19 protein-coding genes are annotated in these 19,088 nt (G+C 73.1%); 10 read left to right on the forward strand and 9 right to left on the reverse strand.

All coding sequences use genetic code 11. The features are described from left to right. Positions 1-107: 107 nt before the first annotated feature. The gene (gene hrpA, locus IE98_RS0121450; RefSeq protein WP_052390773.1) at positions 108-4,073 is read right to left on the reverse strand and encodes an ATP-dependent RNA helicase HrpA; all 3,966 of its coding nucleotides are present in this window, start codon (positions 4,071-4,073) and stop codon (positions 108-110) included. Between the two features lie 226 nt (positions 4,074-4,299). Between hrpA and IE98_RS0121455 the strand changes: the two genes are divergently transcribed. From IE98_RS0121455 to IE98_RS44865, 3 genes are all read left to right on the forward strand, one after another. Continuing rightward, positions 4,300-5,100 carry a class I SAM-dependent methyltransferase gene (locus IE98_RS0121455; RefSeq protein WP_234443619.1) on the forward strand — a complete coding sequence of 267 codons (801 nt, stop codon included), beginning with the start codon at positions 4,300-4,302 and terminating at the stop codon, positions 5,098-5,100. Between the two features lie 74 nt (positions 5,101-5,174). Continuing rightward, a complete protein-coding gene (locus IE98_RS0121460) occupies positions 5,175-5,519 on the forward strand; it encodes a WXG100 family type VII secretion target (RefSeq protein ID WP_106976654.1) in 345 nt (114 codons plus the stop codon). Between the two features lie 62 nt (positions 5,520-5,581). Then, on the forward strand, positions 5,582-6,721 hold the full coding sequence (locus IE98_RS44865; protein ID WP_052390774.1) for a hypothetical protein: 1,140 nt from the start codon (positions 5,582-5,584) through the stop codon (positions 6,719-6,721). A 109-nt stretch (positions 6,722-6,830) separates the two neighbouring features. Here IE98_RS44865 and IE98_RS0121470 read toward each other — a convergent pair whose 3' ends face one another. The 6 genes from IE98_RS0121470 to IE98_RS46580 form a co-directional block, all read right to left on the reverse strand. Next, positions 6,831-7,454 carry a hypothetical protein gene (locus IE98_RS0121470; protein WP_030271262.1) on the reverse strand — a complete coding sequence of 208 codons (624 nt, stop codon included), beginning with the start codon at positions 7,452-7,454 and terminating at the stop codon, positions 6,831-6,833. A 169-nt stretch (positions 7,455-7,623) separates the two neighbouring features. Next, complete coding sequence (locus IE98_RS0121475) at positions 7,624-8,136, reverse strand: hypothetical protein (protein WP_234443620.1); 513 nt, start codon at positions 8,134-8,136, stop codon at positions 7,624-7,626. A gap of 168 nt (positions 8,137-8,304) precedes the next feature. After that, positions 8,305-9,090: an oxygenase MpaB family protein gene (locus tag IE98_RS0121480; protein ID WP_052390775.1), complete on the reverse strand. Its 786-nt coding sequence runs from the start codon at positions 9,088-9,090 to the stop codon at positions 8,305-8,307. Then, positions 9,087-10,349, reverse strand: coding sequence for an MAB_1171c family putative transporter (locus IE98_RS0121485; RefSeq protein WP_030271267.1), 1,263 nt, complete (start codon positions 10,347-10,349; stop codon positions 9,087-9,089). The genes IE98_RS0121480 and IE98_RS0121485 overlap by 4 nt, the downstream gene beginning before the upstream one ends. Continuing rightward, positions 10,342-10,839, reverse strand: a complete 498-nt coding sequence (locus tag IE98_RS0121490) for a hypothetical protein (RefSeq protein ID WP_159401008.1) — start codon at positions 10,837-10,839, stop codon at positions 10,342-10,344. The genes IE98_RS0121485 and IE98_RS0121490 overlap by 8 nt, the downstream gene beginning before the upstream one ends. Positions 10,840-10,906: 67 nt before the next feature. Next, positions 10,907-11,380 carry a helix-turn-helix domain-containing protein gene (locus IE98_RS46580; RefSeq protein ID WP_052390777.1) on the reverse strand — a complete coding sequence of 158 codons (474 nt, stop codon included), beginning with the start codon at positions 11,378-11,380 and terminating at the stop codon, positions 10,907-10,909. A 388-nt stretch (positions 11,381-11,768) separates the two neighbouring features. On the opposite strand from IE98_RS46580, the gene IE98_RS0121500 reads away from it, so the two are divergent. Further along, positions 11,769-12,617 (forward strand): sulfurtransferase, encoded by an 849-nt coding sequence (locus IE98_RS0121500; protein WP_030271272.1) that lies wholly within the window; start codon positions 11,769-11,771, stop codon positions 12,615-12,617. 260 nt (positions 12,618-12,877) lie between these two features. On the opposite strand, the gene IE98_RS0121505 is transcribed toward IE98_RS0121500, so the two are convergent. Together IE98_RS0121505 and IE98_RS0121510 are read right to left on the reverse strand one after the other, a co-directional pair. Further along, on the reverse strand, positions 12,878-13,564 hold the full coding sequence (locus IE98_RS0121505) for an HAD family hydrolase (RefSeq protein ID WP_030271273.1): 687 nt from the start codon (positions 13,562-13,564) through the stop codon (positions 12,878-12,880). Then, complete coding sequence (locus IE98_RS0121510) at positions 13,561-14,409, reverse strand: GntR family transcriptional regulator (RefSeq protein WP_030271274.1); 849 nt, start codon at positions 14,407-14,409, stop codon at positions 13,561-13,563. Before IE98_RS0121510 ends, IE98_RS0121505 begins: the two co-directional genes overlap by 4 nt. Before the next feature lie 607 nt (positions 14,410-15,016). Between IE98_RS0121510 and IE98_RS0121515 the strand changes: the two genes are divergently transcribed. The 6 genes from IE98_RS0121515 to IE98_RS50990 are packed head-to-tail and all read left to right on the forward strand — an operon-like array spanning position 15,017 to position 19,011. Continuing rightward, positions 15,017-15,298 carry a hypothetical protein gene (locus IE98_RS0121515; protein ID WP_030271277.1) on the forward strand — a complete coding sequence of 94 codons (282 nt, stop codon included), beginning with the start codon at positions 15,017-15,019 and terminating at the stop codon, positions 15,296-15,298. Continuing rightward, positions 15,295-16,185: a DUF2637 domain-containing protein gene (locus IE98_RS0121520; RefSeq protein WP_078661186.1), complete on the forward strand. Its 891-nt coding sequence runs from the start codon at positions 15,295-15,297 to the stop codon at positions 16,183-16,185. The genes IE98_RS0121515 and IE98_RS0121520 overlap by 4 nt, the downstream gene beginning before the upstream one ends. Then, on the forward strand, positions 16,182-16,520 hold the full coding sequence (locus tag IE98_RS44875) for a hypothetical protein (protein WP_052390778.1): 339 nt from the start codon (positions 16,182-16,184) through the stop codon (positions 16,518-16,520). The genes IE98_RS0121520 and IE98_RS44875 overlap by 4 nt, the downstream gene beginning before the upstream one ends. After that, complete coding sequence (locus IE98_RS0121530) at positions 16,517-16,894, forward strand: RRQRL motif-containing zinc-binding protein (protein WP_030271287.1); 378 nt, start codon at positions 16,517-16,519, stop codon at positions 16,892-16,894. The genes IE98_RS44875 and IE98_RS0121530 overlap by 4 nt, the downstream gene beginning before the upstream one ends. Before the next feature lie 48 nt (positions 16,895-16,942). Continuing rightward, on the forward strand, positions 16,943-17,362 hold the full coding sequence (locus IE98_RS0121535; protein ID WP_030271289.1) for an RNase adapter RapZ: 420 nt from the start codon (positions 16,943-16,945) through the stop codon (positions 17,360-17,362). Positions 17,363-17,379: 17 nt separating this feature from the next. After that, positions 17,380-19,011, forward strand: coding sequence for a hypothetical protein (locus tag IE98_RS50990; RefSeq protein WP_052390779.1), 1,632 nt, complete (start codon positions 17,380-17,382; stop codon positions 19,009-19,011). The last annotated feature ends 77 nt before the right edge of the window (positions 19,012-19,088 follow it).

Genomic DNA, 19,088 nt, shown 5'->3' on the forward strand with positions numbered 1-19,088 from the left:
CTTGCTCTCGCTCGCGAACAAGACAGATCGTACTGCATTGCGGGGCCCCAGGTCGAACCGGCCGCGCGGGCCCGCCCCGGCGTCCGCCGGACCGGGCCCGCCGGGGGTCAGAGCGTGGCCGCCGCGGCGTCCATCGCCTTGAGGATGCGCTTCTCCGAGACGGGCGCCGGCGTGCCCAGCCCCTGGGCGAAGAAGCTCACCCGCAGCTCCTCGATCATCCAGCGGACCGCCCGGACCTCCGGCGACGGCCGACGGCCCTCCGGCACCCGGGCCAGCAGCTCCCCGTAGGCCTGCTGGACGGCCTGCACCTTCAGCAGGTTCTGGGCGTCCCGCTGCGGGTGGTCCGGCAGCGCCTCCAGCCGGCGGTCCACCGCCAGCAGGTAGCGCTTCAGGTCCGGCAGCCGCTGCCAGCCCGTCCCGGTCACGAAGCCCGGGTGCACCAGCGAGGCCAGGTGCAGCCGGACGTCGTTGACCGCGTTGAGCAGCACCGGGCTGGAGACCGACTTCAACCGGGTCGACGCCCGGTGGAAGGCGATCAGCGCCGTCGCGGTCTTCAGCGTGGTGTCCGCCGACAGCTCGTACAGGTCCGCCCGGACCTTGTCGAACAGCGCGGTGAACGCCGCCTCGTCCCAGGCCGGTCCGCCGTTCAGCTCCATCAGCCGGTCGACCGACGCCCCGACCACGTCCTCGAACAGCGCGGGGATCGACCCGTGCGGGTTGTACGAGAGGGCGAGCTTCGCCTGGTTGCCCAGCCGGCCCTGGATCGACTTCGCCGGGGAGTTCACCCGGAGCATCAGCAGCCGGCGGGTGCCCGCCCACATCGCCTGCTCCTGGGCCTCAGGGGTGTCGAACAGCCGCACCGCCACCGAGTCGCCCTCGTCCACCAGCGCCGGGTACGCCCGCACCGAGTGGCCGCGCGAGCGCTGCTCGAAGGTCCGCTGCAGCACCGGCAGCCCGGCCGGCCAGGCGGTCAGCCCGGTCTGCTCGATGCCCCGGCCGGAGGCGGCGCTGGACAGCGTCGCCGACAGCTTCGGCTGCAGCGACCGGCGCAGCTCCTCCAGGTCCTTGGACTCGGCGAGCTTCTTGCGGCCGTCGACCACCCGGAAGGTGACCTTGAGGTGGTCCGGTACCCGCTCGTCGTCCCAGGCCTCCGGCGGGATCACCACCCCGCCCATCCGGTGCAGGATCCGCTCCAGGGTCGGCAGCAGCGGCTCCTGGCGGTCCTTCACCTGCCGCAGCGCGGCCGCCGCGAAGTCCGGCGCCGGCACGAAGTTGCGCCGGACCGCCTTCGGCAGCGAGCGGATGTAGGCGGTGACCAGCTCGGCCCGCAGGCCCGGGATCTGCCAGTCGAAGCCCTCGTCGGTGACCTGGTTGAGCACCGGCAGCGGGATGTGCACGGTGACGCCGTCCGCGTCGCTGCCCGGCTCGAACTGGTAGGTCAGCAGGAAGCGCAGCGCGCCCTGCTGCCAGTGGTCCGGGTAGTCGGCCTCGGTGACGCCGTCGGCCGACTCGTTGATGAGCATCGACTTCTCGAAGTTCAGCAGGTCCGGCTGCTCGTGCCGGGCCTTCTTCCACCAGGAGTCGAAGTGCCGGGTGGAGACGATCCCCTCCGGCAGCCGGGCGTCGTAGAAGTCGAACAGGGTCTGGTCGTCCACCAGGATGTCCCGGCGGCGGGCCCGGTTCTCCAGCTCCTCGACCTCGCCCAGCAGCTTGCGGTTCTCCGCGAAGAAGCGGTGGTGGGTCTCCCAGTCGCCCTCGACCAGGGCGTTGCGGATGAACAGCTCGCGGCACAGCTCCGGGTCGATCCGGCCGTAGTTCACCTTGCGCTGGGCGACGACCGGCATCCCGTACAGGGTCACCTTCTCGTACGCCAGCACCGCGCCGGCCTTCTTCTCCCAGTGCGGCTCGCTGTACGACCGCTTGATCAGGTGGGCGGCCAGCGGCTCCACCCACTCGGGCTCGATCTTCGCGTTGATCCGCGCCCACAGCCGCGAGGTCTCCACCAGCTCGGCGGACATCACCCAGCGCGGCGGCTTCTTGAACAGGCCCGACCCGGGGAAGACCGCGAACCGGGCGCCGCGGGCGCCGCCGTACTCGCGCTTCTCCACGTCGAACAGGCCGATGTGCGAGAGCAGGCCGGACAGCAGCGCCTGGTGGATCCGGTCCGCGTCCGGCTCGGCGTCCTCGTGGGGCTCGTCGATCGTCACGCCGAGCTGCTTGGCGACCGTCCGCAGCTGGACGTAGACGTCCTGCCACTCGCGTATCCGCAGGTAGTTGAGGAACTCGGTCTTGCACATCCGGCGGAAGGCCGAGGAGGAGAGCTCCCGCTGCTGCTCCCTGACGTAGCGCCACATCGCCAGATAGGAGAGGAAGTCCGAGGTCTCGGAGTTGAACCGGCGGTGCCGGTCGTCGGCGGCCTGGCGCTTCTCGGCCGGCCGCTCGCGCGGGTCCTGGATGGACAGCGCGGCGGCGATCACCATGACGTCGCGGACGCAGCCGAGCCGGTCCGCCTCCAGCACCATCCGGGCCATCCGCGGGTCCACCGGAAGCTGGGCCAGCTTGCGGCCGAGCGGGGTGAGCCGGTTGCGGTGGTCCTTCTCCGTCGGGTCGAGCGCGCCCAGCTCGTGCAGCAGGCTGACGCCGTCCTTGATGTTCCGCGAGTCCGGCGGGTCCAGGAACGGGAAGGCCGCGATGTCGCCCAGGCCCGCCGCCGTCATCTGCAGGATGACCGAGGCCAGGTTGGTGCGCAGGATCTCCGCGTCGGTGAACTCCGGACGGGAGAGGAAGTCCTCCTCGGAGTACAACCGGATGCAGATGCCGTCCGAGGTGCGGCCGCAGCGGCCCTTGCGCTGGTTGGCGCTGGCCTGGCTGATCGCCTCGATCGGCAGCCGCTGCACCTTGGTGCGGTGGCTGTAGCGGGAGATCCGGGCGGTGCCCGGGTCCACCACGTACTTGATGCCCGGCACGGTCAGCGAGGTCTCGGCGACGTTGGTGGCGAGCACCACGCGCCGGCTGTTCGACCGCTGGAAGACCTTGTGCTGTTCGGCCGAGGAGAGCCGGGCGTAGAGCGGCAGCACCTCGGTGGACTTCAGCTTCATCCGGTTCAGCGCGTCCGCGGTGTCGCGGATCTCCCGCTCGCCGGAGAGGAAGACCAGGACGTCGCCCGGGCCCTCCGCCTGGAGCTCCTCCACCGCGTCGCAGATCGCCTGGACCTGGTCGCGGTCCCGGTCGACCTCGTCCTCCTCGGCGCCTTCTTCGAGGATCGGACGGTAGCGGACCTCGACCGGGTAGGTGCGGCCGGAGACCTCGACGATCGGGGCGTCGCCGAAGTGGGCGGCGAAGCGCTCCGGGTCGATCGTCGCGGAGGTGATCACGACCTTGAGGTCGGGGCGGCGCGGCAGCAGCTGCTTGAGGTAGCCGAGCAGGAAGTCGATGTTGAGGCTGCGCTCGTGCGCCTCGTCGATGATCAGCGTGTCGTACTGGCGCAGCTCGCGGTCGGTCTGGATCTCCGCGAGCAGGATGCCGTCGGTCATCAGCTTGACCAGGGTGTCCTGGCCGACCTGGTCGGTGAACCGGACCTTCCAGCCGACCGCCTCGCCCAGCGGCGTCGCCAGCTCCTCGGCCACCCGTTCGGCGACCGTGCGGGCCGCGATCCGGCGCGGCTGGGTGTGGCCGACCAGGCCCTTCACCCCGCGGCCCAGCTCCAGGCAGATCTTCGGGATCTGGGTGGTCTTGCCGGAGCCGGTCTCGCCCGCGACGATCACCACCTGGTGGTCCCGGATCGCCGCCAGGATCTCGTCCTTCTTCTGGCTGACCGGCAGCTCCTGCGGGTAGCCGATCTCCGGCACCGCGGCGCGGCGCTGTTCGACCCGGAGCTCGGCCTTCGCGATCTCGGCGGCCAGCTCGTCGGCGATCTTCTGCCGGGCCTCCGGGCTGCGCACCCGTCGGGTGCCGTCCAGCCGCCGGCCGATCCGCTGCTGGTCGCGGAGCATCAGCTCGGGCAGCCGGGCGGCCAGCTCCGCGATGTCGGGGGCATCGGCGGACCGGGCTACGGGAGAACTCACTGCGGGCATCCCTCTAGATTCGCAAGGAGGCGCGGGGCGGCGCACCTCGGTTTTCGAGCCCCTCCAGTGTCACAGCCCCGGCCCGCGATCTGCGAACGGCCCGGCGACGGGCCGCCCGGCCGGCTCACCCGCGTGGCGCGCACCGCGGCTCACGGGCCGCTTCGGGCGCCCGTTCGAGCCTGTTCGAGGGGTCGGTAGGGTGCTCGGACCAGGCACGACGATCGAGGGGGAGACCGTGGCCGGTGAGTTCGACGCGCACGAGCGACGGATGTGGGAGGGCAAGGCCGTTCCGTACCAGCGCACCTTCGCGGGGCTCTGCGGGGCCGCGGTGCCCGAGCTGGTGGCCGCCGCCGGGGTGGGTCCGGGGGCGGCGGTGCTGGACGTCGGCACCGGGCCGGGGACGGCCGCCGCGGCCGCGGTGCGGCTCGGCGCGCGGGTCACCGCGGTGGACGCCGAGCCCGGGATGGTGGCGCTGGCCGCGGAGAACGTGCCCGCGGCGGACGTGCGGCACGCCGTCCTGCCCGTGCTGCCCTTCGCGGACGCCTCCTTCGACGCGGTGGTGGCCAACTTCGTGATCAACCACGTGGAGGACCCGGCGGCCGCCCTGGCCGAGCTGCGGCGGGTCACCCGCCCCGGCGGGCGGATCGCCGTCACCGTCTGGGCGGCGGTCGGCAACACCGCCCTCGGCCTCTTCGCCGAGGCGCTGGACGCCGCCGGGGCCGTCCGCCCGGCCTTCCCCCCGCTGCCGGTCGACTTCGACCGGACGCCGGAGGGCCTGGCCGGGCTGCTGGCCGGCGCGGGATGGCGGAACCCGGAGGGCCGGCACCTGGCCTGGACCCACCGGGTCTCCCCCGAGGAGTTCTGGCAGGGGCCGGCCTCCGGCATCGCCAACCTCGGGCTGGTGATCACCGGACTGCCGCCCGCGACCGCGGCCCTGGTGAAGCAGCACTACGACCGGATCGCCGGCGGACGCACGGACGGGGACGGGCTGCTGGCCCTGCCGGCGGCGGCCGTTCTCGCCGTCGCCCGCCGCTGACCGGGCTCGCCCGGTCGGCTAGCCTTTTGACCGACTATCAGCCTGTAGTGCAAGAGAAGCATGGGGGAACGGCTGTGGGACTGTGGGACGACGTCAAGGACCTCGGGAGCGCGGCGGTCAACGTCGTCGAGGACGTGTTCTGGGCTCCGACCAAGATTGCCAAGTGGGTGCTCGGCGAGATGTTCGGCGACCCTGACGCCGAACTGGAGAAGTACGCCGCCGAGCTGCAGCAGATGGGCAAGGACGTCGAGGCGTTCGGCAAGGAGATCAGCACCGCGCTGAGCCACCTCACCTGGCACGGACCTGCCTCCGACGCCTTCGTCGCGCACGCGCAGAACCGGGTGAAGGAACTCAACACCGTCGCCGACGAGCTCGACGAGCTCGGCAAGGCGATCAAGGGCCTCGCCGACGCCTTCTGACCGGCCGTCGCACCACCCACCGTCCCAGGCACGTACCAGCAGGCACGAGGAGACACCGCGCCATGGCCGATCAGTTCGGCGTCCAGCTGCAGGAGCTGGCGAAGATCCAGAGCGACTTCCAGAAGATCAACGCCAAGATGACGGAGATGAGCCAGCGGGTCGGGGCCATCAAGAACGCCGTCGCCAAGGCCGCCGCGACCGACCTGAGCGCCGGCGGGCTGCTCGGCGTCGCGAACTTCTTCGCGGTTGCCGCCCAGGTGGCCTCCAAGGTCAAGGACATCTCCGACCGGGCCGACGCCCTGGAGAAGACCAAGAAGCAGCTCACCGAGGAGCTCGGCCAGGACGCCGAGAAGATCAAGAAGGTCCTCGCCGAGTACAAGGAGATCGAGCGCAAGATCGAGGAGGCGCTCAAGAAGCCCCACGCGGGCCAGGAGCAGCCCAAGGGCCCGCACACCGGCATCGACGGCACCGGGGGCGGCGGCAGCGGCAGCGGGAACCACGGCGGCGGAGGCCAGACGGGCGGCGGCGGCCACACCGGCGGGGGCGGGCAGACCGGCGGTGGCGGCCACACCGGTGGCGGCGGCAACCACGGCGGCTCCGACGACTCGGGCAGCGACGGCAGCGGCATCAGCACCAGGCCCGGCGGCCGCCACGACGGCCCGAAGATCAAGGACCGCAGCCGCGGCGACTGGCAGACCCACATCATCAACGGCTCCGGCTGGGACTCCTGGAGCGACCACTGGCACCGCCACAACGGCCAGGGCGTCGGCCCCAAGGACCAGCCGATCCTCGACGGCGCCTCCGACGAGCGGAAGGCGATGGTCGACCGGGCGATGGAGCGGGTCAACCGCAAGCTCGGCTACAGCCAGGGCGCCGAGACCAACGGCTACCGCGTCGACTGCTCCGGCTTCGTCTCCGCGGCGTGGGGCCTGCCCGGGCCCGGCACCACCACCGGCCCGCTGATCAGCGAGAGCGGCGGCATCGCCCACCACATCTCCAAGAGCGCGATGCTGCCCGGCGACGCCATGGTCGTCCACCAGGCCCACGGCGAGCAGCACGTCGTGCTGTTCGGCGGCTGGGCGGACAAGGCGCACACCCGGATGGTCATCCTGGAGGACAACGGCAGCCTCGGCTGCGTCTCCCGCGAGGTCCCGCTCTCCAAGTACGCGGAGTACACCGCCGTCCGCAAGAACGGCATGTGACCGGCCCGGCGGGCCCCGGCGGTGCACCACCGCGGGGGCCCGCCGGCTTCCGGCCAGGAGCTGAGGGTCAGGACCTCCCGGTCATGAGTCCAAGGTCAGGACCTCCCGGTCAGGAGCTCCAGGTCTCCTTCAGCGAGGTGATCGCGCCCTTCGCGTCCACCGTGTACTCGTACAGGTCCTGGTAGCAGAAGTAGCCCTTGGGCAGGCTGTCCGGGTCGGTCGCGTGGTTGCTCTCGGCGCAGGTCTTCACGTGCGCCAGGCCGTCGCCCGCGGTGCCCGAGCGCACGGCGACGGTCTTCGCCTTCAGGCTCTCGTCCGTGTAGACGGTGATCTTCGCGTCGGATGCGACGGTGTAGGGCTTCGGCTTCTCGTCCGGGTTGAAGAAGAGGCCGTTGGGGCTGCAGTTCGCCTCGACGGAGTCCGCCGTCAGCTTGCCGAGGCCCTTGTCGACCGTACGGACCCGGACGACCTTGTGGGTCTTGAAGTACTCCTTGCAGTTCGGACCGCGGCCGCCGTTGTCGGCGTCCGCGGCGCCGGTGGCCGCGGACGACGCCTTGCCGGCCGGGGCGGTGGCGGCGGGCTCGGACCCGGTCGCCGGGGCGGACGGCGCGGCGGCCGCCTTGCTCGGCGCGGCGACCGCGTTGTCGCCCGTGGAATCCTCCGGGCCGCAGGCGGCCGCACCGAAGGCGGTCGCGACGAGGAGAGCGGCAACGGCCGCAGGACGGATGCGCATGGCGGACTTCCCCCTGGACGAATCTGGCGCGGCCCGCCGTTGACACCGGCCGGCCGTCCCCCGGGCCGCGGCGGTCTGCACGCGGCCATCCCGCGGAGCCTACTGGCAGCCACCGACCCAGCTGCGCCGTGCCGGTGCGGCTCCTGTCACACCGTCGGCTGACGAAGCCTCATGTCCGGGCGTCCGGCCTCAGCCGGTCGCGCAGTTCGCGCAGCCGGTCCGCGGGGGCGCCCAGGCCGTTGATCCGCTGCCGGGCGGCCTCGCTGCGCGGGCGGTGGTGCCCCGCGAACGCCAGGTTCGCCGACTGGTGCAGCATCCACTGGTGGTACGCCACCAGCCGGATCGCCAGGTCGCGGACACCCGCCAGTTCGCCGTCCGCGGGCAGCGCCCGAAGCCAGCCCGCCAGCCTCCCGTACCGGACGGCCTGCCGGGACAGCAGCTCCGCAAGGCCCGGCGGCACCGGGCCCGGCTCCCCGCAGACGGCGAGGGCGCGGTCCGCCGCGGCCTGCTCCGCCACCGCCGCGTCCAGCACCGCCAGCAGGGCGGCGGCCTGCGCGTCCAGGTCCGGCGGCCGGTTCCCGGAGTCCGGCAGCGGGCGGCCGCGGCCCCGTCCGAGCCCGCCGGCCAGCCTGCGGAGCACCGTCGAGGGGCCGCGCCGGGGGGCTGCCGGGGCTGAGGACACGGGCACCTCCGGGCCGGGGGCGGACGGCGGACCGCCGGCCGCGGTCACGGCCGGTCCCGTTCCACCGCGCCGGAGCGCCCGGCGTGCACCTCCAGTGTGCGCCCGGCCCGGCCGCCGCGGGCTTCGGCTGCGGCGGCCGGGGTGCGGAGGCGGGTGGGGGCGGCCCGGTCAGGGCGTGCGGCGGCGGGCGGCCGCGGCGCGCAGACGCAGGGCGGCAGTGACCGCGGTGCGGACGGGCGCGGGGGGCCGTGGCGCGCCGAGGGAGGCGCGCAGCGGCTCGTCCAGCAGGGCGGCGGCCAGGACGGGGGCGAGCGGTGCCAGCGGGCCCGGGAGGCGGGAGGCGAGCAGGCCGCGGGCCGACGCCCACAGCTCCCGGGCCTGCGGGGAGGGCGCGAAGCGGCGGCGTTCGACCCCGCGCATCCACTGCTCGGTGCCCGTGAGGTCGCCGCCGGGCGGCTCGGGCAGGCCGAGCGCCTCCGCGAGCTCCAGGTGGAAGGCGTACGCGGCGTCCCGTTCCGGCGCGGTGGGCCGCCACGGGCCGTGCTCGTCCATGAAGCGCAGCGGGCAGACGGTGAAGCAGGCCAGGACGTAGTGCATCAGCTCGGGCGTGATGCCGGGGCGGTCGTGGACCCGGCGCAGCCCGTCCACCACCCGGCGGCCCTCGGCACTGCCGGGGCCCTGCCCGATCAGGGTGAACATGGCCGCGCCGGTGGCCTTGGCCCGGCTCTTCGGCTGCCCGGTCACCCGGCCGGTGCCGTGCAGCACGGCGGCGATCTCGGGAATGCCGAAGGTCCGGACGAAGCCCAGGGTCAGCCCGACCCGGGACTCCTCCGGCATCACCTCCAGCACCAGCCGCGCGTAGGGATCGCGGGCGCCGGCCGGGGCCTGCGTCTCGTCGGGCGGCCGGGCGTCCTCGGACGGCTGCGCGCCGCCGGGCGGGCGTGCGCCGCTCACGGTGTTCCCGCGGTGGCGAGCGCCTGTGCGGTCAGCGGGCCGTCGAGGCCGCGGGCCACCCGGACGAGGTGCGCCCGCTCCTCGGCCGGATCCGCGTCGAGGCCGGGCAGCACGGCCTGCTCCTCGCGGGGCCGCGGCGGCCGTCCGGCGTCCAGCGCGGCGACGGCGGAGCGCAGCGCGGCGGCGACCACCAGCGCGGACCGCTCGGGACCGTCCAGCCCGGCGTTCTCGGCGATCCGGGCGCTGCTGGCGACCACCGCCGGGTCCACCCAGGGCCGCAGGGTGAGCTGGCCGTCCCGGATCTCCAGGCCGCGCCGGGTGGTGCGCCATTCGAGGTCGCGCAGGGCCAGTCGCTCCGTCCAGCGGGCGGGCGGCGCCTCCAGGGCGAGTCGCCGGTCGGCGCGGTAGACGAGGTCCCAGAGCGGGCGCAGCGCCCGGTAGTCGCGTCGGCGCCGGGCCCAGTTGGCGCCCGCCGGGCCGGCGAAGCCCACGGTGATCAGCAGGGCGCCGGCGGCGGCGAAGGCCGGTCCGGCGGCGGTGCTCAGCCACTCGGTGCCGCCGGCCCCGGCGGCGGCCGCCCCGATCGCGACGATCTTGCAGAGCACGTAGCCGCAGGCGGTGACCGATCCGAGGGCGATCAGCCGGATGCCCCGGCGCAGCCAGCCGGCCGGCAGCCGGGCTGCGTGGCCCCGGCAGACCCGGGCGATGTCGATCAGCGCGAAGGCGAAGGCGCCCTGGTACAGCGCCAGGAAGCAGGCGATCGCGGGCACGGTCGCGAAGGTGGTGTCGAAGGTGAGCGGGGTCTCCGGGGCGGTCGCCCGGCCGGCGGCGAACAGCACCGCCATCAGGGCCGCCAGCACCGCGAACAGGGTCAGCCGGGTCCGGATCCGCCGTCGGGTGCCGGCCGCGGAGACGTCCCAGATCCGGTCGCCGTCCCGCTCGTCCGGCGGGGTCCAGATCAGGGCCAGCACCACGGTGGCGGCGGAGAACCCGGTGATGCCGAGGTACACCAGCAGGGTGGCGAGGTTGCCGGTGTGCGCGAGCCGGTCGATCGCCCGGTAGAGGACGGGCGAGGCCATCAGGAAGGAGCTCGCCGGCGAGGCGATCGCCAGCGCCACCACCAGCAGACCGGGCGAGGGATCGCGCCGCCAGGCCCGGAGCTTGAGCGCGGCGACCGTCCAGGCCGCCGCACCGATCGCCAGGTAGACGGCGTTGAACGGCGCCTCGGACACCGCCGGGGCCGCGAGGTGCTCAGACATGCTGGCCCTTGCGGTGCTCCAGGGCGGGCGCCAGCTGCGAGGTCGTCCCGGCCCCCGGGGCCAGCACCAGGATCCGCAGCAGTTCGGCGCCGAGCACCTCGGCCTCCTCCTCCGCCGCGTCGTCGTAGTGGGAGCGGCCGAGGACCATCCGCAGGACGTCCGGATCGATGGTGGGCAGCTCCACCGCGGCGGTCTCCGCGTCCGGCGGGGCGGCCTCCGGCAGGTGCCCGCAGAGCAGGTGGGCGAGTTCGTGGCAGACGATGTGGGCCTGGTGCAGGCCGGAGGTCTCCTGCTCGTAGTGGACGACGTCCTCGTCGGGCAGCCGCTCGACGAAACCGGACGGCTCCCCGACCCGCATCCGGCGCGGTGCCAGCCGGACGGGACGGCCCGTCCGCTCGGCGACCGCCGCGCACAGCTCCTCCACGGTGCTCAGCGGAGGCAGCCCCAACTGCCTGGCCGCGGACCGCATCCGGCGGCGGGTACGTCCCACACCTCGCACGTGTTCCCCTTCGGGAAGCCGCCAGTGGCCCAGCGGCGTCTCCTGCTGCCCGGTCACGTCACTCCGCCGCCGGGCCACCGTCGTCGGGCAGTCCGACCGCCCGGCGCAACTGTTCCACGACCGTGAGGGCGGCGTCCTGCATCTCCGGCGGAAGCCCGGCCGCCCGCATCGCGATCCGCTCCACCCGGGCGTCGCGGAGCGCCTCGATCCGCTGCAGGTCGCGCTCGACGGCCTGGGCGGTCGCGGAGTCGCTGAAGTAGTCCAGGGGCACGCCGAAGAACTTGGCGATCTTCACCGCGTTCTCCAGGCTCGGCTTCTGGGTGCCCTTGCGCAGGTTCCCGATGTACGTCCCGCTGAGGCCGGTGCCGAGGGCGATCTCGGTGTCCCGCCAGGGGCGGCCGAGATCCTTCGGGTAGATCACCTTGATCAGGCGCCGGAAGCGGGCCGCGAAGTCGGGGGAGCCCGTGCAGGGCCCGGCCTCCTCACCGGACGGCCCGGCGGAGCCCTCCGGTCGCGCAGATTCGGTGGACATGCGCGGATCATAGAACGATCTGACGCCGCGCCAGAATCCCCCGACCGGCCCGTCCTGCACGATCGTTGAGGAAGAAGTGCCGTTCCGGTGCGCGAGCGGTGCCGGAATCCGGGAGCCCCTCCCATAGCGATCCACGATAGTTGACAGCCAGTCACGCATTGAGCAGGATCGACCACACCGGCCGCCCCCGCTGCGGCCGCCCGGCCGCACCCCCCGGCCCCCACGCTCCGGCGCGCCGCTGCCCCACGGGGGTGGGCAACGGCGCCCGGCCCTCCCGTTCCGGGCGCAGTTCCCCGGAACCACCCGGTCGTTTGCACACCTGTACTACTGTGCGTCGGACGCCCGTGGGCGGTGTGTGCGGGGTGGCCGAGCGGAGAAGGTGCGTGCGATGAGTCTGCTGTCCCCTCCCGGACCGCTGGTGTCGGCCGACTGGCTGGCGGAGCGCCTGGGCCGGCCCGGGCTGGTGGTGCTGGACGCGAGCGTCGGGGTGTACCGCGGGATCCGGCGGCCGATCCCGGGATCGCGGACCTTCGACATCGACGGGGCGCTCTCCGACCCGGCGGACCCGCTGCCGCACACGATGCCCGGCCCCGAGCAGTTCGAGCGCGAGCTGCGGGCCCTCGGCGTCGACGAGGACAGCACCGTCGTGGCGTACGACAACGCCGGCATCTACTCCAGCGCCCGGGCCTGGTGGATGCTGCGGGCGATGGGCTTCGACCGGGCGGCCGTGCTGGACGGCGGACTGCCGGTCTGGGAGGCCGCCGGACTGCCGCTGGCCGAGGCCGGCGCAGAGGAGCCGCCCGCCGCGCCGGGGAACTTCACCGCCCGGCCCCGCACCGGGCTCCTGGTGGACCGCCGGGCCGTGGACGCCGCGCTCGCCGACGGGGCCGCCGCCGTGCTCGACGCCCGCAGCCGGGAGCGTTACGCCGGACGGGTCGAGGAACCCCGTCCGGGGCTGCGCCGCGGCCACATCCCCGGCGCCGCGAACCTGCCCTACCTCGACCTCCAGACGGACGGCCGGATGCGGCCCGCCGAGGAGCTGAAGGCGCGCTTCGGGGCCGTCGCCGACGGGCGCGAGCGGCTGGTGGTCAGTTGCGGTTCCGGCGTGACCGCCTGCGTGCTGGCCCTCGGCGCCGAACTGGCCGGATACCGCGACGTCGCCGTGTACGACGGCTCCTGGAGCGAGTGGGGCCGCCCCGGCGACCTCCCGGTCGAGAAGGGGCCCGGACCGGAGTGACCGCCACCGGCGGGGGCGGACCGCCCCCGCCGGCGACGTGTCGGAAGCCGCGTGCGGGAACACGAAGGAGCCCCCGCAGCGATCTTCGCTGCGGGGGCTCCGGGCTGTGGCCAGGGCCGGGGTCGAACCGGCGACCTTCCGCTTTTCAGGCCGCGTGATGACCCTGAGTCCGCTGTGACCCACAAGGCCGCCGGTCCTTGGACGTGTTCGGTCGGGTGTTGTTGTACGCCGCTGTTGGCATACACGTTGGCATACACCGATCAGCCCAGGGCATCCGCGATGACCTGCATGGACTCCACAATCACGACGGCACCGGCAGCAGCCAACCTCGCGTCCTTCCCCGGCTTGTTGGCGTACCCGATGGTGGCCACGCCCGCCGCCTCCCCGGCCTCTACGTCCCTCGCTGCGTCGCCAATGAAGATGCACTCCTCGGGTTCGCTTCCGGCGGCTTCCATGGCCGCTAGGAGAAGCTGCGGGTTCGGTTTCATGGACGATGGGTCACCCGGGGTCCTACCGAATACACCACCCACGTAGTCACTCAGGCCATGGTCGGAGAGGTAAGCCGCAATGGCGACCCCCGCATTATTGCTGACCACTGAGACAGACCGGCCGGACCGTGCGCATGCCCGCAGGACCGATTCGCCGCCCACATTGGGCCGTCCGAGCCGCACTGCTTTGGTCTCCAGTTCGGCCAGTGCGCCGTCGGTCATCGCCGCAAGGTCTGGGCGGGTGTCCGCGATGAGACGGAGCAGGGCAAGGGGGTCAGTCTCGTTCTCTGCCCCAGAGGGGGCCTGCTCGCCGCTGGCGAGCAGGCCCGCACGGAGCCGTCGTGCGACTTCCGGCGCAGGCAGCCCGGCGAAGACCGAGCAGACTGGGCCGTCGAAGTCGAGTAGGACGTGCTTCACCGGTCGGAGCACGTCAGCCAGCGACGGAGTGGCGCCGGTCACGGCTGACGCTCGTACGCGATCGTGGACCACACGCTGTCGAACCACATCTGTGCCTGCTGGACGTACTGCGATCCGAGCGAGGCATCGTCCGGGCCGGCGGCGTGGTGAAACAGGGTGGTGTCCTTGCCGGTGACGTCGTAGAACGTGTGGTCGCTGCCGTCGATCGCCACCGTGCGTTCCCGGAGCGGGTAGAACCCGAAGAACGCTTCAGCGCGGTTCAGGATGTACAGCTTGAACAGGCTGGACGCACGGTGCACCTTCACCTGGACCGTGGCCGACTGGACGAGACCGAGCTCCGCCAGCACCTCGACGGAGTGGGCGATGCCACCGGCGTTGGTCAACGCGATGTTGCGTGCGCGCTCCCGGAGGGCGGGTTCGTCCTTGAGTCCGTCTACCAGGACGGGCACGGCCATGGGCTCAGACGTGTCTGGCAGCAGGAGTCGCACGGTGATGGACTCCGGGGCAAGCCTGCCAGAGCGGACCTTGTCGAGCGGTTCCTGTAGGGCGTTGTGAAGCGTCTCGCTGGAGAAGCCGGCGAAGTCGAGGGTCACCTGCTGCTGCTCGAAGGCTGCTTCGAGGTGAGGCCGAAGACCAACGGGCCGTGACGTGCGCTCTCGGACGAAAGAGCCGCTGCCCTGCCGGGTCACGATCAGCCCCTCCGTCCTGAGCAGGTCGAGGGCCTTGTCGATCGTGCCGCGTGCCACGCCGAAGTGCTTGGCGAGTTCGGGGCCGGACGGGAGCTTGTCGCCGGTTTCGAAGCCGGGCTTCTTCGTGAGGATCGAGGCCCGCAAAGAACTGCTGACCTGCTGATACGGCGGGCGGGAGTCATCCGGGTCGAGGCTCATGCACCCATGCTAGGACAGATGCCCAACACACGCGAGAAACCCAACTCTCTTGACCTGCCTAGGCAGGTTGTCTATGTTGAGTGTGTCGCAACCGAGAGATGCGGGAGCGGCAAGGAGGGGCCTTCTTTGGGCTGCTCTGACCTGCACAAATGCACCACTTGCTCAACAACTCAAGAGAGTGATCCACCACCGCAGTCCTTCCGTGACCACGCCGGTCGGGGTGAGTGGAGACCAGTCGGCAGAGAAGGGGCGTACGCCCTGACACCTCGGTCGCCCTTCAGACGGCGGCCGTACATGGGACACGCAGCCGACTTCTACGTAAAGAACGGCGCGGCAGACCTTTGCCGGCGACGACCTCCGGGAGGGATCTCTCCGGAGCGAGCCCGGACCGCGTCCAGAGGAGATCCGACCCCGTTGATTCACCCGCTTCACCAACGACCACAGGCCCCGACACCCTCCCCGGCTTATCGCCGGGCGCGAGTGCCGGGGTCTGTGGCTGCTCGTGACGCAACGAGTGGCCTGGGCCCATAAGAACGGGCCGCCGCGCTCCGGCCAAGGAGTGCGCGGCGGCCCTGGGGCCCACCCCCTTCTAGGAAGAGGTAGACCCGTGAAGTCGATTGTTGCAGGCCAGCATGCCGTGGACCCGGAGGAGTTCGCGGAGCTGGCGTTGGGCGTGGACGAGAAGCTGTTCGCCGGCGTGCCGGGCGAGTCGCCGATCGAGCGTAAGGCCCGGATGGACGCGGCGCGGGACATCCTGGCGGACCTGCGCCGGGAGGACCGGGAGCTGGCCGACTACGCCGAGCGCCTGATGAGCGAGGCCCCGGTCCCGCTGCACACCGCCCGCCGCACCGGCGCCCGCCGACCGGTCCGGCTGGGGGTGGCGGCGTGAACCGCCGGGCGAAGTTCTGGATGGTCGCCGCGCTGCTGGTGGTCGTCGCGATGGCGTTCCGGGTGTCGTGGAACGCGCTGAAGGATGTGGCGCACGCGGTCGGGGCCGATTGGCTTGCCGCCGACCTCTACCCGCTGGTGGTGGACGGGCTGATGGCGCTGGCGCTGGTGGCGGCGCTGGTGCTGACCGGTCGGGACCGGCGGTTCGCACTGTGGGTGCTGGGCGGCTACACGGTCGCCTCGCTGGTGCTCAATTACGTGCACGGTCTGGTGCCCGCCCTGCATGACGGCGGTCGGGTCCGGTTGGCCGACTGGCCGCCCGCCCACTACGCGCTGGTCCTGCTCGCGTCGTGCCTGCCGGTCGGCTCCATCTTCTTCGGATCCGACCTGGTGGCCAAGGTGCTGCACCACCAGCCCGAACCGGAACAAAACATCCAGGTAGTGACAAACCGGTCGGTGTCTGAGCTGGCCGTTTCCGCCGACCCGGAGCCGTTCGAGTCGGTGTACGAGTCGGCCGACCCGGAGCCCACCCCGGTGGCGGCGGCTGCCGAGGCGAAGCCGACCGCGACGCGGGCGAGTCGGCCCCGCCGGGCGACCGGCAGCGTGCCGCCGTCGGCCCGCGCCAAGGTCCCGACCCGCACCCTCGACCAGCTTCTGACCGAGGCCCGGTCGGCCACCGTCGACTGGTCGGACGCCGAGCTGACCGCCGACCGCATCCGCGAGGCCGTCCGCACGTCGTCCGCCAACGGCCGACTACTGCGCGAGGCGCTGAAGGCCGAGCGCGTCGAGTCGGCCGACCGGCCTGCGCTGCACGCCGTCCCCGACCCGGCCCCCACCGCCACTACCGACTCCGCCGACGCGGCGGAGGGCGAGGAGAAGGCATCGTGAGCACCCGCACCGCTGAAGACCAGATCAACGCCGCCCGCGTGCTGGTGACCATGGCCGCCGCGTTCCGCCACCTGCCGGCCCCGGCGCCTCGACTTGAACGACTCCCCAAGAGCACCGACAGCACCGTGTTCACGTGGGGCGTCACCCTCGCCGTCCACGACCACCTCGGCTACTTCGAGCTGTGGCGCGAGGCCCTGGGCCTCGACCCTGCCGCCGTGCGCGCCAGCCTGGAGGAGGACTACACGAACTGGCTGGAGGTCTCGGGCGTCTGGTCGGGGGTCCCGGTGCAGGTCATCGGCTACTTCCGGTTCCAGGACCCCGAGCACGCCCGGTGAGCCGGCCGCGCTTCTGGGACCCGGCCGGTGAGCGGTTCGGCATCCCCACCTTCCCCTGGAAGATGGCCCCGGACGGCCTCTGCACCCGCCGCCAGCTCCGCGCCCGGGACCTGCGGCCGAACGGCCAGCCCGTGGCCGCGCAGATCCTCTGGTTTTCCCGCCGCTACGCGGGCGGGGTGCGGGCGGCGTTCCTGTACCGGCCCGAACTCGCCGCCCCCGTCCGGCCGATGACCGACGCCCGACGGCGCGCACTCGCGGCTGCGAACCGCGCCCGCCGGATGTGCCCCACCTGCGGGCTCGACGCGGGCTACGTCCTGCCGGCCCATCTGGGCTGCTGCCTGATCTGCGAGTACGGCGATCCGCTCGCCGCCTGAACCCCTGCGACACCCACTGACCTCGCCACGATCCCAGGAGAGTCACCGATGACGGACGCCCTGATCCAGGTCGGAATCGAGACCATCGGCACGCTGCACCCCGAGGCCCTCGGCCTGATCCGCGACGGCCTCTACTTCGACCTCGGCGGCCAGTTCCGCAACCCCCACCACGACCCCGCGATGCGCTACCGCACCGGCCTCGACCCCGAGGTCCGCGAACACGTCCTTACCACCCCCGGCGTGATGCCGATGGTCGAGCGGATCGCCGAGTCCGCCAAGGCCGTCCACCGCGCCTACGCCGACCCCCGCCACCTGCTCGTGAACGTCACGATCGCCTGCCGCGGCGGCCGGCACCGCTCCGTCGCGGTCGCCGAAGCCGTCGCCGCCTACCTGCGCACAGACGGCATCGGCGTCGAGGTCCACCACCGCCACATCGACCGGCCGGTCATCGAGAACCAGGCCGACTGACCACAGGGGAGGAACCGATGTCCCAGACCTACGCCGAACCGCCCCTCACCCCCACTACCCCGGCGCCGGCCGAGCAGACGGCCCGCCCGGCCACCGCTCCGGCTGAGCAGGTCCGGGGGCAGGCCTCTGCCCCGGTCTTGCACACCCGGGGCGGTCTGCCGGCCGTCCCGCTCGCGGTGACCACCGCGAACGCGATGGTGGGCCTGACGTCGGCCGCCGTGCTGACCTCCGGCCCCCTCGCCGCCGCTGCCGCGACCGTCGGCACCGTGGCGACCAGCGCCCTCGCCGCCCGGATCGCCCGCCGCACCGCGAAAAAGGCCGCCCAGCGCGCCACCTCCACCGCCCGGGGCACTGCCGGGCGACGCCCGGGGCACCTGTCCCTGGTCAAGTCACCCGCTGGAGGCCGTGGTTCGTCCCCGCGTGCCGGCACCGGATCGGTGGGGCCGCCGCGCCCGACCCGGAGCGGGACCGGCACCACCGGCCGCACCGGCACCGGCCCGGCCGCGAGTTCGCTTCCGCTGTCGGCGGGAAGCCGCGGGCCTCTGTCCGGCACGTCCGGTTCGGTGCGGAAGTCGTCGTCCGGTACAGGCAAGGCGGCCCCGGGCCGTCTGGCCGCGCGGGCCGGTGAGGTGAAGGCGGTCCGGAAGGCGGACCGTGAGGTGATGCCGTCGCGGGCCGAGCGCCGGACCGGCCAGACCGCGGCCCGCCGGCAGGTCGCCGACACCCGCCGCGCCGCCAAGGCCGCCGACCGCGAGCGGAAGGACGCCCGGCGCGGCCGGATCGGGAAGGCCCTGGCCAAGCCCGCCGCGCTCGCCCGGCAGTCCCTGGACAGGGCCCGCACCAGGAACCGAACGGCCGCCGACAAGCGGGCGGAGCGGAGGGTTGCGGACGCCCGCCGGGAGGCCCGCAAGGCCCCGCTCCGCCGGGCGGCGATGTTCGCGCTCCGCAAGTCCGCGGCCCGGTTCCACGGCCGGCGCCTGATCGCCGCGCTGCTGGCGCTGCCGGTCGGGGCCCTCGGGGCGCTGACCACCCCGCTCGGGCGCCGGCTCGGCGCCTCGTGGTTGATGCACCCCGGCCGGCGCCTCTACCACTGGCTGGTGGGCAGGGCCGCCGGGGCCCGCGCCGAGCGGGACGCCCGGATCCGCGCGGAGCTGGCCGACGCCGAGCAGGCCGTGGACGAGGCCATCGACCACCCCGAGGACGCCCCCGAGCCCGTGGCCGACACCGTGCCGCGCGCCCCGAAGAGCCACAACGCCCAGCCCGAACTGACCGCCCTGGGAGGCGACATGCCCAGCACCACCGAGTCCGGATTCAACTTCTCCGAGGTCGCCTCCGAGATGTACAGCGCGGCGATGAACTACGACCCCGACGGCATGATGTCCGTCCTCGCCGCCATGGAGTCCATGCCCGAGGGCCTGGAGTCCATCGCCAACACCTTCCGCGTCCTCGCCGAGCGCTCCGACGGCGAGTTCCCCCTCGACAAGTCCGTCGGCGAGGCCCTGAACGAGGTCTTCATGCTCCTCATGTCGGCCGTCAGCGCCTCCGAGGAGGTCTCCAAGCTGTTCCGCCTCATGCACGCCCACGACATCTCCCGCCACGAGGACCCCCGCAACGGCGAGGAGAAGTGGGACATCAGCAACAACCAGTAGCCCGCCGGAACCACAGGCGCTCATCGGGCCGCCCCGCCACTTGCGCTGGGCGGCCCGACCCATCCCCGCACCCCGCA

Origin of the sequence: Streptomyces sp. NRRL B-24484 (assembly GCF_000717715.1) — a bacterium.
GTDB lineage: Bacteria > Actinomycetota > Actinomycetes > Streptomycetales > Streptomycetaceae > Kitasatospora.